Here is a 13775-nt window from a genome sequence, read left to right as displayed (position 1 = left end):
ATTTTTGAAGCATGGGCCGCGCCGCCGAACTGCTCCGCATCGCCCGCCAGGAAAGCGGGTTGACTCAGGTTGCCCTAGCGCAGCTTGCCGGCGTCACGCAAAGCGTGATCAGTGAGTATGAGAATGGTCGAAGAGAGCCGTCTTTCGCCGTGGTTGACCACCTGCTCTCGACCATCGGCCTCACGATCGAGGTATCACCCCTCCTCGTTGAGCGTGGACACGTACGAACCCGCGTGCTCGCACGGGCAAATGAGCTTCGAGCCGCTCTGGAACCACTCGGCGCCGAAATCATTCGGCTCTTCGGAAGCGTTGCGCGCGGCGACGACACAGAATCCAGCGATGTGGACCTGCTTGTTGATGTCTCGCCGACGGTGGGCATGTTTGACCTGCTGCGGATGCAACGAGAGGCCGAGGCGCTACTCGGTCGACGCGTTGACCTCATCCCACGCTCCGGCCTCAAACCAGATATCGCGCGCATCATTGAGCGAGAAGCGATCACGCTGTGAGTAGACGGAGCCGTGATCGCCTACTCGATATCATCGCCGCCTGCGAGGCGATCGCCAGGCACATCACGCGAGCCGAAGTCCCCGACGACATCGTGTTCGACGCGATCCGCGTGCGGCTCATCGAGATCGGCGAAGCTGTCAAAGATCTCGACCCTTCGCTGACGCTCCACGAGCCGGGCATCCCGTGGAGCGACATCGCTCGGATGCGCGATCACCTCACGCACCGCTACTTCGACACGACCCACGCGATCGTCACGGCAACCGCACGGCACGACATCCCACAGCTTGCCGCTGCGGCGCATCGCCTGCTCGACGCCGATGACCGTGCACATCCGGCCCTCTGAGCTGGTCGCCGCAGAGAATCTGTCAGCCGCGCAGGGCGAGCACGAACGGCAGCACCTCGGTCGCGCCCGCCTGACGGAGGACGCGAGCGGCAACCGTCAGCGTCCACCGACTGTCGGCCTGGTCATCGACGAGCAGGATCGGACCAGCAGGGATATCGAGACCATCGGCGGTGAAATGGTCCCAGAGCCCAGCGAGGCGAAATACGCTGTTGCCGCCCGGTTGGCCGGTCGGGCCTCCATTCGCATGACCCAACGCCCCGATGTAGGGCAGTCGCCCAACCTCGGCGAGTCCTCGAGCCAGCGAATCGACAAGGAGCGGCCGGGAGCGCGACGGCATGGCAACGACAGCGACCGGACGCTCTGTCCACCCCCACTGCGCGAGCACCCGAACGCACCCGGCGAGCATCTGCGGCGAGATCGGCTCGTCGGGAGCGCCGGCTGCGAACAGCGTACGCAACGTGCCACCCCATCCGAGGTCGGTCAGCCGGGCGAGCGCCCGACCCTCGCCGGCTTGCTCGGCGGCGGAGATGCGTCCCTTGACGGGGACTCCGAGACGGCCGGCGCCCGTGGGCCACGCACGTCGCGGCTCGACGGGGATGCCAACCTTGTCGAGCGACTCTGTCGCCGCGGCGGTCGCGATCGCCCTGATCTCACGGGGGAACCAGATGCCCGCACAGTTGTCGCACCGCCCGCACGGCACTGCCGTGTCGTCGTCGAGTGAACGCTGGAGGAACTCCATCCGGCATCCATCGGTCTGCTCGTACTCGATCATGTGCCGCTGCTCGGCGAGACGCTCGGCGGCGATGCGCTCGTACCGCTCCGCGTCATAGACCCATGGCGCACCGGTGGCGACCCAGCCGCCCTGCACCCGGCGCACAGCACCATCGACGTCAAGCACCTTGAGTAGCAGCTCGAGCGGCGTGCGGCGGATGTCGACCATCGCCTCGAGCGCAGGGGTCGAGATCGGCTGGTCCCCGAGCGCGGCGATCACGCGCTCGGCACGCTCCTGATTCGGCATGGATGCCGTCGCGAAGTAGTGCCATATGTCACGGTCTTCGACGCCGGGCAGGAGGAGTACGTCAGCGCTCTCACTCGCACGGCCCGCACGACCGACCTGCTGGTAGTACGCGACAGGTGACGAGGGTGCCCCGAGATGCAACACGAATCCGAGGTCGGGTTTATCGAAGCCCATACCGAGCGCGCTGGTCGCGACGAGGGCCTTCACCTCGTTGCGTTTCAGCATGCCCTCGGATTCCATGCGCTCATCCGTGTCGGTCTGACCGGTGTAGGCGCGCACCTCGTGGCCGCGTTCGCGCAGCAGGCGGGCGGTATCGACCGCCGCCGCCACCGTGAGCGTATAGATGATCCCAGAGCCAGGCAGATCATCGAGATGACTGAGCAGCCATGCCAGACGACTCGAGGCATCGGGCAACCGCAGCACCCCGAGCCGCAGGGATGCACGGGCAAGAGGTCCGCGAATGGTGAGAACCTCGGGCCCGGTGTCGCCGCCCGCGCCGCCTGTGCCGAGCTGCTCGGCGACATCCGCCACGACGCGACTGTTCGCAGTCGCCGTCGTGGCGAGCACAGGCACCTCCGCGGGCATCTGCGCGATGAGGTCGCGCAGCCGCCGGTAGTCGGGGCGGAAGTCGTGCCCCCAATCGCTGATGCAGTGCGCCTCATCGACGACGAGCATGCCGATGCGCTTCACAAGCGCCGGCAGTTGCTGCTCACGGAAAGCAGGGTTGTTGAGCCGCTCCGGCGAGACCAGCAACACGTCGACCTCATCGCGTTCGAGGCTGGCGAGCACATCGCTCCACTCGTGCGCGTTCGTCGAGTTGATCGCGACCGCACGAACGCCGGCCCGCTCGGCTGCAGCGATCTGGTCGCGCATGAGCGCCAGCAGGGGCGAGACAAGCACGGTCGGACCCGCTCCCTGCCTACGCAGCAGCAGGGTCGCGACGAAGTACACCGCGGACTTACCCCACCCGGTTCGCTGCACGACGAGCGCCCGCCGGCGCTCAGCGACCAGCGCCTCGATCGCTTCGTACTGCCCGTCGTGAAACGAGACGTCCGGGCGCCCCACGAGGTCGCGCAACGCGGCGAGGGCAGCGGCGCGGGTGTCCGATGCCTGTTCGGGTGAGCGCGGCGCGTCGAATGTCATGTCTCCACTCTGCCTCACGCGACCGACATCGCGTTCGCCCCTCACGTCGCCTCGGCCGAACGAGCTTTGCGCTCCACGATCCACTGTGCGAGAATAACTAAACGATCGGTCAGTAAAGACGTGCATGGCAAAGGAGCCGAACATGACCGCCCCCGAAGGTCCTTCGTCCGTCGAGGAGGAATACTCCGACGAACAGCGCCGCTTCGACGAAATCATCGCGGCCGATTCCCGCATCGAGCCGCGCGATTGGATGCCGGATGCCTACCGCCGTGCGCTGATCCGCCAGATCTCCCAGCATGCGCACTCCGAGATCATCGGCATGCAACCGGAGGGCAACTGGATTACGAGGGCGCCGAGCCTGAAGCGCAAGGCGATCCTGATGGCGAAGGTGCAGGACGAAGCAGGCCATGGCCTCTACCTCTACTCGGCAGCCCAAACCCTCGGCATCACCCGCGAGGAGATGACGGAACAGCTCATCACCGGCAGGGCGAAGTACTCGTCGATCTTCAACTACCCCACCCCGACCTGGGCGGATATGGGTGCGATCGGCTGGCTCGTCGACGGCGCCGCGATCTGCAACCAGGTGCCGTTGTGCCGGGCATCCTATGGTCCGTATGCGCGAGCGATGATCCGTGTCTGCAAGGAGGAGTCCTTCCACCAGCGGCAGGGTTTCGAGATTCTGCTCACCCTCATGAAGGGCACGGATGCGCAGCGGAAGATGGCGCAGGATGCCGTGGACCGCTGGTACTGGCCCAGCCTGATGATGTTCGGGCCGCCCGACGGCGACTCTCCGAACTCGGCGCAGTCGATGGCGTGGAACATCAAGCGCTTCTCGAACGATGAGCTGCGTCAACGCTTCATCGGGATGCTGGTGCCGCAAGCCGAGATCCTCGGCGTCACTCTGCCGGACCCCGCTCTGCACTTCGATGAAGAGACGCAGGAGCACATCGGCGGCGAGATCGACTGGACCGAGTTCTTCGAGGTGCTCGGCGGCAACGGTCCGATGAATGCTGAGCGGCTGCGCGCGCGCCGTGAGGCACACGAAGAGGGCGCATGGGTGCGCGAGGCTGCTTCGGAGTACGCCCGAAAGCAAGAGCTGCGCGCTGCGAAGGCTGTGGCGTGATGGCGACGCCCGGCATCGACAACACAGAGCTCTGGCCGCTCTGGGAGGTGTTCGTGCGCGCGAACCGAGGTATGAGTCACGTGCACGCGGGCTCCTTGCACGCGCCGGATGCCGAACTCGCGATCCGAAACGCCCGCGACCTGTACACGCGGCGCGGCGAGGGCACTTCGATCTGGGTCGTGCCGGCGGATGCCATCACCACGAGCGATCCGGATGCCAAGGGCGCGTTCTTCGAGAGCCCCGCAGGCAAGAACTATCGCCACGCGGTGTACTACACCGCATCCGAGGGGGTGCCCCACCTATGACTGGCCCAAGCGACAACGTGCGACCCCTCCCGCATGGCGCAGTCACGGTGGATGCACTCGATCTCGCCGCAGAGCTGACGGGAGCCGACGCGTCGGTCACCACGGCAGCCACCGCCGAGTATGCGCTCTGGCTCGGCGATGACGCCCTGATCCTCGCTCAGCGACTCGGTGCGTGGATCGCGCACGGTCCCGAACTCGAAGAGGACGTCGCGCTCGGCAACATCGCGCTCGACCTACTCGGCCATGCACGCTCCCTGCTGCATTACGCCGGCACCGCCGACGGCCGAAGCGAAGACGACCTGGCGTACTTCCGCGATGAATCGGAGTTCCGCAGCGCGTGGCTGTTCGAGCAGCCCAACGGCGACTTCGCACAGACGATCGCGCGGCAGCTCGCGGCATCCGCCTACATGTTCGAGTTGTACTCGGCATTGCGCTCTTCGACGGATGCGACGCTCGCCGCAGTCGCCGAGAAGGCGCTGAAAGAGGTCGACTACCACCGCGATCACGCCGTGCAGTGGACGCTGCGCCTGGCCGGCGGAACCGCAGAATCTCGCCGCCGGATGCTCCGCGCGATCGGGGATGTCTGGCCGTACGTCGAAGAACTGTTCCGAGACGAACCGCTGATCGACGACCTCGACGGGATCGCGGTGCGCCCCTCCACGCTGAGTGCCGGCTTCGACGCCGTGATCGCAGCGGTGTTCGCCGAGGCCGCGCTCGAGATTCCCGATGCGCGCGCATCGGCAGGCGGCGGGCGCCGCGGAAGCCACTTCCCCGAGATGGGGCATCTGCTCGCCGAGATGCAGGTGCTGGCGAGGCAGCATCCGGGGGCATCATGGTGACCACCACGAAACGGGCGGATGCCTGGCGGATCGCCGCGACCGTCACCGACCCAGAGATCCCTGTCCTCACGATCGAGGATCTCGGCGTGCTCCGCGAGGTCGTTGTCGACGGCGAGCGCGTGATCGTCACGCTCACCCCCACCTACAGCGGATGCCCCGCGCTCGACGCCATGCGCGATGACGTCGTGCTCGCACTGACCGCGGCCGGATTCGACAACGTCGAGGTGCGCACGACTCTGTCACCCGCGTGGACGACCGATTGGATGACGGATGCCGGAAAGCAGAAGCTCCGCGACTACGGCATCGCTCCGCCACATGCCCGCGCGGCGCTCGGGCAGGGTCTGATCGGGCAGGGTCCGATCCGCCTCCGGCTCGGGGTGAAGTGTCCGTGCTGCGGATCCCTCGACACCCACGAAGCCTCCCGCTTCGGCTCGACATCCTGCAAGTCGCTCTTCGAGTGCCGCGCCTGCCTCGAACCCTTCGATCACTTCAAAGCGCTATGAACACCGGGCTGATGAGTACGACCGTGCGCCGCCGAGGGCGCTTCCATGAACTCCTGGTTTCTGAGGTCAGACCGCTGACCCCGGAGAGCATCGAGGTGACCTTCACCGTGCCGCCGGAGCTGCAGAGCGACTACGAATACCTACCGGGGCAGTACGTCGCGCTGCGCGCACACGTTGACGGACGGGAAGTTCGGCGTAGCTATTCGATCTGCCGCGCGCCGTCCCTCGGCCAGATCAGTGTGGGGATCAAGCGCGACATCGGTGGGCTGTTCTCCGTCTGGGCACACGAGCACCTGGCTCCCGGCGACCGCATCGAGGTCATGAGTCCGGAGGGGAGCTTCACGACGAATCTCCCCGACCTCGACGGTGCACACATCGCGGGTATCGCAGCGGGATCGGGCATCACACCGATGATGTCGCTGGCCGCTCATGTGCTGGCGTCCTCGCCCACAGCGCAGGTCAGCCTCGTTTACACGAACCGTGCCACGCAGGACGTCATGTTCCTCGACGAGCTCGCCGACCTGAAGGATCGCTACCCAGCCCGCCTCGCTCTGCATCATGTGCTCTCCCGCGAGCAGCGCACCGCTCCTCTGCTCTCCGGTCGCATCGACGCGGAGAAGCTCGGCGCGATCCTCGACGGACTGCTGCCGCCGGCCACCGTCACCGAGTGGTTCCTGTGCGGGCCGTTCGATCTCGTCGCGTTGTGCCGCGAGACGCTCGAGCGTCGCGGCGTGCCCTCCTCCAGCATCCGTTTCGAGCTTTTCACAAGCGATGCCGACGGTCCGCGCGTCGACCGAGGGCGCCCCGTCATCGTCAACGCGGGCGACGAGGTGCGCCGCATCGAGTTCACCCTCGATGGGCTGTCATCCACTGTGGAGTCCCCGGTCGCCGCCAATGAGGCAATTTTGGATGCTGCGCTGCGTGTGCGCGGTGACGTGCCGTTCGCGTGCGCCGGCGGAGTCTGCGGCACGTGCCGCGCACGACTCGTGGAGGGAGAGGTGCGTATGACGCAGAACTTCGCCCTCGAGCCGGACGAGCTCGAGCGCGGCTATGTGCTGACCTGCCAGTCCCATCCGACGACGAAGACCGTTGTCGTCGACTACGACACGTGATTGAAGGAGTTCGCATGATCGATCTGACCATCATCGAAGGTGTGGCCCATGTGATGCTCAATGCGCCCGAGAAGCGCAACGCGCTCGACGAGCAGGCGCTGGCCGACCTCGGATCGGCCTACGACGAGGCCGCGGCGGCAGGCGTCCGCGCGCTCGTGCTGCGCGGCGAGGGAGCAGGATTCTGCGCCGGACGCGACATCGCCGGAGTCGACCCCGCGACCGACGACGTCACCGGCTACCTCGACGGCCTCGTGACTCCGCTGCTCAAGAAGATGTCCGCGTTCCCGGCACCGACCTTCGCCGCCGCCCACGGCGCTTGCCTCGGCGTCGGGCTCGGCCTGCTGATCGCGACGGATGTCGTCTACGTCGCCGACACCGCGAAAATCGGTTCCCCCTTCGCCGCGCTCGGCGCGACGCTCGATTCAGGCGGGCACGCGCTGTTCTACGAACGTCTCGGCGCGCACCGGACACTCGATCTCATCTACACCGGCAGGCTCATGAGCGGCACGGAAGCGGTCGACGCGGGACTGTTCTCCCAGGTGCTCCCGTCCGCTGATGTCATCTCCACGACTCTTGTCGCGGCATCCGGCGCCGCTGCAGGCGCGACGCAGGCGTTCCTGGCCAGTAAGCGACTCATCGCACGACTGCGCGACGAGCGGCTCGCACTCTGGGATGCCGTCGCCGCGGAGAACGCGAACCAGGCGGCGCTCCGCGACACCGCCGACTACCGCGAAGGCTTCGCCGCGTTCCAGCAGAAGCGGAAGCCGGAGTTCACCGGCCGCTGAGCGGCGGGACCACGGTCTGGGTTCCGGTGGCGACTCGCCCCTCGGCGCGGGACACGACGACGCCGGCGATGGCGTATACCAGCGCCGCGATCCAGCCGATGACGACGGCGAACATCGCGGCGCCGAAGAGCGCGCCGGTCACAGCGGTGTTCAGGCCCCAGGTGGAGAGGACAGAACCGAAGGGCGGGGAGTCGCCGCCGTCCGCGAGGGTGAACATGATCCCGAGCAGTCCACCCCAGACGACCCAGCTCGCGATGTTGTAGCCCCGACGCGTGCTGCGTCCGGCCTTCGCATCGCGATCGAAGGCGACGATGATCGGCGGGATGTACATCGCGATGATGACGAACGGGGCGGCGAATATGCCGATGAGCGTCATCCAGCCCATCGGTGCGCCCAGCACCCCTCGTCCGAACAGGACCATCAGCGGCAGCAGCACGGGTGCGATCCACTGGAAGACGCGAACGAACCGGCCGGAAAGTCTCATGCCGCCGAGACTAGCGCACGGTGGCGGCATCTCGCATCCGGCGTCGAGAACACGCAAACCGTCCTTCCCGAGCGTAAGGAAGGACGGTTTGTGTGTTCTCGACTGCGCCGGATACCGCCAGCCCTGAGACGCGGCGCTAGAGCGCGCGGAGGATATCGTCGACACGCTCCTTGGCGTCGCCGAACAGCATCTGCGCGTTGTCGCGGAAGAACAACGGGTTCTGCACTCCGGCGTAACCGGAGGCCATCGAGCGTTTGAACACGATGACGTTCTCTGCCTCCCACACCCGCAGCACCGGCATCCCGGCGATGGGGCTCGAAGGATCTTCCGCCGCGGCGGGGTTGACCGTGTCGTTCGCGCCGATCACGAGCACGACGGCGGTGGATGCCAGATCATCGTTGACTTCGTCCATCTCGAGGACGATGTCGTACGGCACCTTGGCCTCCGCCAGCAGCACGTTCATGTGCCCAGGCAGGCGTCCAGCGACCGGGTGGATACCGAACCGCACGTCCACTCCTCGGTCGCGCAGCTTCTGGGTGAGCTCCGCGACCGGATACTGCGCCTGCGCAACGGCCATGCCGTAGCCGGGCGTGATCACAACGGTCGATGCATCTCTGAGCATGTCGGCGACGGATGCCGCATCGATTTCACGGTGCTCGCCATGGTCGACCTCGTCGCCTTTGGGCGCGGCGATGCCGAAGCCTCCGGCAATCACCGAGATGAAGGAGCGGTTCATCGCCTTGCACATGATGAACGACAGGTACGCACCGGAGGAACCCACCAGGGCGCCGGTGACGATGAGCAAGTCATTGTTCAGCAGGAAGCCCGCTGCCGCAGCCGCCCAGCCCGAGTAGCTGTTGAGCATCGAGACGACGACCGGCATATCGCCACCGCCGATCGATGCGACCAGGTGCCAGCCGAGAGCGAGCGAGAGCAGCGTCACGACGATGAGCAGCCCGAGCCCTGGGGCAATCACGTACCAGACGGTCAGCGCGATGAAAACGGCGATCGCACCGAGGTTCAGCACGTTCTTGCCCGGCAGCATGAGCGGTTTCGAGGACATCCGCCCCGAGAGCTTCAGGAACGCGACGATGGAGCCGGTGAGGGTCACTCCACCGATGAAGATGCCGATGAACACCTCACCGTGATGGATGTCTGCCAGCGCGCCGGTGTAGTCCGGTGCGGCGAGGTGCCCGTTCCAGCCGACCAGCACTGCGGCCAGCCCTACGAAGCTGTGCAGCAGCGCGATGAGTTCTGGCATCCCGGTCATCTCGACCTTGCGTGCCCGCCAGAGACCAATGGCCGCGCCGACCAGCATCGCCACGACCAACAGCACCAGTCCGATGACCGCATGCGGCTCACCCCACGCACCCTGGAACGTGACCCAGACCGTCGCGACAAGCGCGATGACCATACCGGCGATGCCATAGCCGACACCTGAGCGAGCAGTGTCGTGCCGGCTGAGACCGGCAAGACTCATGATGAACAGCAGCGCCGCGACGATGTACGCGGCTCCGGCGACCGACGCCGAGATCTCAATGGCGCTCATCGACGGGCTCCCTTGTCCGCAGACTGCTCTGCTCCTGTCGATGTGTCTGGGCCCTTGGAGAACATCTTCAGCATCCTTCTGGTCACCGCGAACCCACCGAAGATATTGATGGATGCCACCAGCACAGCCACTGCGGAGACGATCTGCACCACGATGTTCGGGCTCGCGATCTGCACGACCGCACCGACCACGATGATGCCGGAGATGGCGTTCGTGACACTCATCAGCGGAGTGTGCAGAGCGTGCGCGACCTTACCGATCACGTAGAAGCCGATCACGATCGACAGCAGCAGCACCGTGAAGTGCTGCGGCAGCGGCGCAGGGGCGACCGCGTTCACCAGGAACAGGGCAGCGATGCCCACGACGATCAGCGCCGCCTTGCCCCGGGCGCCGAGCGCACGCTTCGGTGCGACCGGCACAGCTGCGACGGCTGCGGCCACCGGCGCCGCTGACACCTGCACGGCCGGCGGGGGCCAGGTCTCTTCACCGCCCCGCACCACCGTCACCGCCCGCTGCACGACATCATCGAAATCGAGCGTGAGCTGGCCGTCCTTCTCAGGCGTCAACAGCTTCAGCAGGTTGACCAGGTTCGTGCCGTACAGCTGCGAGGCCTGGGTGGGCAGACGCCCGGCCAGGTCTGTGTAGCCGAGGATGACCACACCGTTTGCGGTCACGAATCGCTCTCCGGCGACGGAGCCCTCGACGTTGCCGCCCTGCGCCGCGGCCATATCGACGATGACGCTGCCCGGCTTCATGCCGGCGACGTCAGCTGCGGTGATCAGTCGAGGCGCCGCGCGCCCGGGAATCAGCGCGGTGGTGATGATGATGTCGACGTCGGCAGCCTGCTCGGAATACAGCTCGGCGGCCCGACGGTTGTAGGCCTCACTGGTCGCCTTGGCGTAACCGTCAGAGGAGACCTCTTTCTGCTCATCAGGAACGATGACTTCGAGATACGTCCCACCGATCGATTTCACCTGATCGGCGACCTCGGGGCGAGGATCAGTCGCGCGCACGATTGCGCCGAGACTTGACGCCGCACCGATGGCAGCGAGTCCGGCGACACCCGCACCGGCAACCAGTACCTTCGCCGGCGGAACCTTGCCCGCCGCGGTCACCTGACCGGTGAAGAAGCGTCCGAACTCATTCGCCGCCTCGATCACCGCACGGTAACCGGAGATGTTCGACATCGAGCTGAGCACATCCATCGACTGGGCGCGCGAGATACGCGGCACCGCGTCCAGCGCGAGCGCAGTGATGCCCCGCGTCGCGAGAGCCTGACGCAACTCCGGCTTCAGGTTCGGGCTGAGCTGGGCGATCAACGTCGCGCTGTCCGCGATGCGCGAGATCTCGGCATCCGTCGGGGCGTTCACCTTCAACAGGATCGGCGACGCCCAGGCCTCATCAGCGTCGACGATCGTCGCACCGGCTGCCGCATACGCATCATCCGGGTAAGCGGATGCCACACCCGCACCCCGCTCGACCGCAACCTCGTATCCGAGTCCCCGCAGCGCGCCCACAGTCTGTGGCGTCGCGGCGACTCTCGTCTCACCGCTCTGTTCTGTCACGATGCCAATTCGCATCATCCACTGCTCCCTTGCACGTCGCGGCCGTGCGTCGGTCGTCCGGCACGCGAACTACACACACTATTGGGGCAACTCCGCCGTAACCGGAAGAATAACGCGGCCAGGCGGCGAAAGAAGTACGATCTTTCACGGACGGGCAAGTCCGCGTCGTCGCCGGTGCCCCTGACTCGCACGCTTCGGACGTTGCGGGAAGGAAAACACGGCTCCGAATGACCTCGGAGCCGTGTCTTCCTTCCCGCTACAGGCGTCAGGGCGACCAACGACCCGCGACCGAGCGCCACCAACCGACGATCACTCAGTCCGTGGTCAGCACCAGCCCCGCGCCGTCGACGGACACATCCACGCGCACAGTATCTCCGTCCCGCACGCCACCGGAGAGCAGCGCAGTGGCCAGCTTGTTCTGCACCTCGTTCTGGATGAGCCGTCGCAGCGGACGCGCGCCATACACCGGGTCATATCCGCGCTCGGCAAGCCACGCTCGAGCATCGGGTGTGACAGCGAGAGTGAGTCGACGCTCACGCAGCCGCGTCTGCAGGTGGTCTATCGACAGCTCCACGATCTGAGCGAGATCATCCTCCGTGAGCGACTGGAAGATGACGATGTCGTCGAGACGGTTCACGAACTCCGGCTTGAATGCCTGACGCACCAGCGCCATGACACTGTCGCGCTTGTCGTCGAGCGACATCGTCGGATCGATCAGAATCGGCGAGCCCAGGTTCGAGGTGAGGATCAGGATGACATTCGAGAAGTCGACCGTCCGTCCCTGGCCGTCGGTCATGCGACCGTCGTCCATGACCTGCAACAGCACGTCGAACACTTCCGGATGCGCCTTCTCGACCTCATCCAGCAACACGACGCTGTACGGGCGGCGCCGCACGGCCTCGGTCAACTGACCGCCCTGCTCATAACCGATGTATCCGGGAGGGGCGCCAACAAGCCTGGACACCGAGTGCTTCTCGCCGTACTCCGACATGTCGATGCGCACCATGGCGTGCTCATCATCGAAGAGGAATTCGGCGAGCGCCTTGGCGAGCTCGGTCTTTCCGACACCGGTCGGGCCGAGGAACAGGAACGATCCGGTCGGGCGACCAGGGTCGCTGATACCCGCACGCGAGCGGCGCACCGCATCCGCAACCGCGCCGACGGCCTCTTTCTGGCCGATCAGTCGCTTGCCGAGCTCGGCCTCCAGATGCAGCAGCTTCTCGCTTTCGCCCTGCAGAAGGCGGCCGACCGGGATGCCAGTCCACGCCGCAATGACGCCGGCGATGTCCTCTTCGGTGACCTGGTCATTGACCATGCGCCCCTCACCGTCGCCGTCACCCTCGGACTGCTCTGCCGCGAACACTTCGCGTTCGAGCGCCGGGATCTCGGCGTACAGCAGCCGGGAGGCCTTCTCGAGATTGCCCTCACGCTGGGCGCGGTCGGCATCGCTGCGGGCGGCATCCAATCGGGCCTTGAGATCGCCGACCTTGTTCAGCGAGGCGCGTTCGCGCTCCCACCGCGCCTGCAACTCGCCGAGTTGGACCTGCTTCACGGACAGGTCTTCGCGGAGCACGGTGAGACGCTCCTTGGACGCGGCGTCCTTCTCCTTTTTGAGAGCGAGCTCTTCGAGCTTCAGCCGGTCGACATACCGGCGCAGCTCGTCGATCTCGACCGGCGCCGAGTCGATCTCCATGCGCAACCTGGATGCCGCCTCATCGATCAGGTCGATCGCCTTGTCTGGTAGCTGACGCGAGGGAATATACCGGTTCGACAGGGCTGCCGCGGCGACCAGCGCGCTGTCTGAAATGGCGACCTTGTGGTGCGCTTCGTAGCGCTCCTTGAGTCCGCGCAGGATCGCGATGGTGTCTTCCACCGTTGGCTCACCGACATAGACCTGCTGGAAGCGACGCTCGAGCGCAGCATCCTTCTCGATGAACTCGCGGTATTCGTTGAGTGTGGTGGCACCGATCAGGCGCAGCTCACCGCGGGCGAGCATGGGCTTGAGCATGTTGGATGCGGCGACCGACCCCTCGCCGCCACCGGCGCCCATCAGCGTGTGCAGCTCGTCGATGAAGGTGATGACCTGACCGTCGGATTCGGTGATCTCCTTGAGGACCTGCTTCAGCCGCTCCTCGAACTGGCCCCGATACATGGCACCCGCAACGAGAGCGGAGATGTCGAGGGTGATGACCTCTTTGCCCTTGAGTGACTCCGCGACATCGCCCGCGACGATCCGTTGCGCCAGCCCCTCGACCACGGCCGTCTTGCCGACGCCTGGTTCGCCGATGAGTACCGGGTTGTTCTTCGTGCGCCTGGTCAGCACCTGGCTGACGCGACGAATCTCGCTGTCACGGCCGATCACCGGGTCAAGCTTGCCCTGGCGGGCGCGGTCGGTCAGATTGATGCCGAACTGCTCGAGAGCGGACTGCTGGTCATCCTGTGCGGGGTTGGTCATCGCTTCCTCCTGGAAAGCTCCTCTTCAAAGTTGAGTGATCTTGA

Annotated in this window: 13 protein-coding genes; 8 read left to right on the top strand and 5 right to left on the bottom strand. The window is 65.9% G+C overall.

Going from position 1 to position 13775, the window contains the following annotated elements; all coding sequences use genetic code 11:
• The first annotated feature begins 11 nt into the window (after positions 1-11).
• Positions 12-506, top strand: a complete 495-nt coding sequence (locus ACSU1G_RS25825) for a helix-turn-helix domain-containing protein (RefSeq protein WP_439283010.1) — start codon at positions 12-14, stop codon at positions 504-506.
• Complete coding sequence (locus ACSU1G_RS25820) at positions 503-850, top strand: HepT-like ribonuclease domain-containing protein (RefSeq protein ID WP_439283008.1); 348 nt, start codon at positions 503-505, stop codon at positions 848-850. Before ACSU1G_RS25825 ends, ACSU1G_RS25820 begins: the two co-directional genes overlap by 4 nt.
• A gap of 22 nt (positions 851-872) precedes the next feature.
• Here the strand turns inward: ACSU1G_RS25820 and ACSU1G_RS25815 are convergent, their stop codons facing one another.
• Positions 873-3011 (bottom strand): DEAD/DEAH box helicase, encoded by a 2139-nt coding sequence (locus ACSU1G_RS25815; protein WP_439283006.1) that lies wholly within the window; start codon positions 3009-3011, stop codon positions 873-875.
• Positions 3012-3153: 142 nt separating this feature from the next.
• On the opposite strand from ACSU1G_RS25815, the gene paaA reads away from it, so the two are divergent.
• From paaA to ACSU1G_RS25785, 6 genes are read left to right on the top strand one after another with little or no spacing between them, the layout of a single operon-like run.
• Positions 3154-4134: a 1,2-phenylacetyl-CoA epoxidase subunit PaaA gene (gene paaA, locus ACSU1G_RS25810; protein WP_439283004.1), complete on the top strand. Its 981-nt coding sequence runs from the start codon at positions 3154-3156 to the stop codon at positions 4132-4134.
• Positions 4134-4439, top strand: a complete 306-nt coding sequence (paaB, locus tag ACSU1G_RS25805) for a 1,2-phenylacetyl-CoA epoxidase subunit PaaB (RefSeq protein WP_439283134.1) — start codon at positions 4134-4136, stop codon at positions 4437-4439. The genes paaA and paaB overlap by 1 nt, the downstream gene beginning before the upstream one ends.
• Positions 4436-5278, top strand: a complete 843-nt coding sequence (gene paaC / locus ACSU1G_RS25800) for a 1,2-phenylacetyl-CoA epoxidase subunit PaaC (protein ID WP_439283002.1) — start codon at positions 4436-4438, stop codon at positions 5276-5278. The genes paaB and paaC overlap by 4 nt, the downstream gene beginning before the upstream one ends.
• Positions 5272-5781 carry a 1,2-phenylacetyl-CoA epoxidase subunit PaaD gene (paaD, locus tag ACSU1G_RS25795; RefSeq protein WP_439283000.1) on the top strand — a complete coding sequence of 170 codons (510 nt, stop codon included), beginning with the start codon at positions 5272-5274 and terminating at the stop codon, positions 5779-5781. Before paaC ends, paaD begins: the two co-directional genes overlap by 7 nt.
• Positions 5782-5792: 11 nt before the next feature.
• Entirely contained in the window at positions 5793-6893 is a 1101-nt protein-coding gene (gene paaE / locus ACSU1G_RS25790) for a 1,2-phenylacetyl-CoA epoxidase subunit PaaE (protein ID WP_439282999.1), read from the top strand.
• A 14-nt stretch (positions 6894-6907) separates the two neighbouring features.
• Positions 6908-7678, top strand: coding sequence for an enoyl-CoA hydratase/isomerase family protein (locus ACSU1G_RS25785; protein WP_439282997.1), 771 nt, complete (start codon positions 6908-6910; stop codon positions 7676-7678).
• Here ACSU1G_RS25785 and ACSU1G_RS25780 read toward each other — a convergent pair.
• The 4 genes from ACSU1G_RS25780 to ACSU1G_RS25765 form a co-directional block, all read right to left on the bottom strand.
• Positions 7665-8162, bottom strand: coding sequence for a hypothetical protein (locus ACSU1G_RS25780; protein ID WP_439282995.1), 498 nt, complete (start codon positions 8160-8162; stop codon positions 7665-7667). The two genes, ACSU1G_RS25785 and ACSU1G_RS25780, sit on opposite strands and share 14 nt — an antisense overlap.
• A 136-nt stretch (positions 8163-8298) precedes the next feature.
• Positions 8299-9711: a Re/Si-specific NAD(P)(+) transhydrogenase subunit beta gene (gene pntB, locus ACSU1G_RS25775; protein ID WP_439282993.1), complete on the bottom strand. Its 1413-nt coding sequence runs from the start codon at positions 9709-9711 to the stop codon at positions 8299-8301.
• On the bottom strand, positions 9708-11294 hold the full coding sequence (locus ACSU1G_RS25770) for a Re/Si-specific NAD(P)(+) transhydrogenase subunit alpha (RefSeq protein WP_439282991.1): 1587 nt from the start codon (positions 11292-11294) through the stop codon (positions 9708-9710). The genes pntB and ACSU1G_RS25770 overlap by 4 nt, the downstream gene beginning before the upstream one ends.
• Positions 11295-11589: 295 nt before the next feature.
• Complete coding sequence (locus ACSU1G_RS25765) at positions 11590-13731, bottom strand: ATP-dependent Clp protease ATP-binding subunit (protein ID WP_439282989.1); 2142 nt, start codon at positions 13729-13731, stop codon at positions 11590-11592.
• Positions 13732-13775 lie beyond the last annotated feature (44 nt).

The organism is Microbacterium sp. A93 (assembly GCF_051842835.1).
Note: the sequence above shows the minus strand (reverse complement) of the source record. Positions and strands in the feature narration are given on the sequence as shown.

What these genes read in the sequence shown, in the direction of transcription:
- paaC (WP_439283002.1), top strand. Translation starts at nt 4,436, where the DNA reads ATGACTGGCCCAAGCGACAACGTGCGACCCCTCCCGCATGGCGCAGTC.
- paaD (WP_439283000.1), top strand. Translation starts at nt 5,272, where the DNA reads ATGGTGACCACCACGAAACGGGCGGATGCCTGGCGGATCGCCGCGACC.
- ACSU1G_RS25815 (WP_439283006.1), bottom strand. Translation starts at nt 3,011, where the DNA reads ATGACATTCGACGCGCCGCGCTCACCCGAACAGGCATCGGACACCCGC.
- ACSU1G_RS25765 (WP_439282989.1), bottom strand. Translation starts at nt 13,731, where the DNA reads ATGACCAACCCCGCACAGGATGACCAGCAGTCCGCTCTCGAGCAGTTC.
- ACSU1G_RS25780 (WP_439282995.1), bottom strand. Translation starts at nt 8,162, where the DNA reads ATGAGACTTTCCGGCCGGTTCGTTCGCGTCTTCCAGTGGATCGCACCC.
- paaB (WP_439283134.1), top strand. Translation starts at nt 4,134, where the DNA reads ATGGCGACGCCCGGCATCGACAACACAGAGCTCTGGCCGCTCTGGGAG.
- ACSU1G_RS25785 (WP_439282997.1), top strand. Translation starts at nt 6,908, where the DNA reads ATGATCGATCTGACCATCATCGAAGGTGTGGCCCATGTGATGCTCAAT.
- ACSU1G_RS25825 (WP_439283010.1), top strand. Translation starts at nt 12, where the DNA reads ATGGGCCGCGCCGCCGAACTGCTCCGCATCGCCCGCCAGGAAAGCGGG.
- pntB (WP_439282993.1), bottom strand. Translation starts at nt 9,711, where the DNA reads ATGAGCGCCATTGAGATCTCGGCGTCGGTCGCCGGAGCCGCGTACATC.
- ACSU1G_RS25770 (WP_439282991.1), bottom strand. Translation starts at nt 11,294, where the DNA reads ATGATGCGAATTGGCATCGTGACAGAACAGAGCGGTGAGACGAGAGTC.
- paaE (WP_439282999.1), top strand. Translation starts at nt 5,793, where the DNA reads ATGAGTACGACCGTGCGCCGCCGAGGGCGCTTCCATGAACTCCTGGTT.
- paaA (WP_439283004.1), top strand. Translation starts at nt 3,154, where the DNA reads ATGACCGCCCCCGAAGGTCCTTCGTCCGTCGAGGAGGAATACTCCGAC.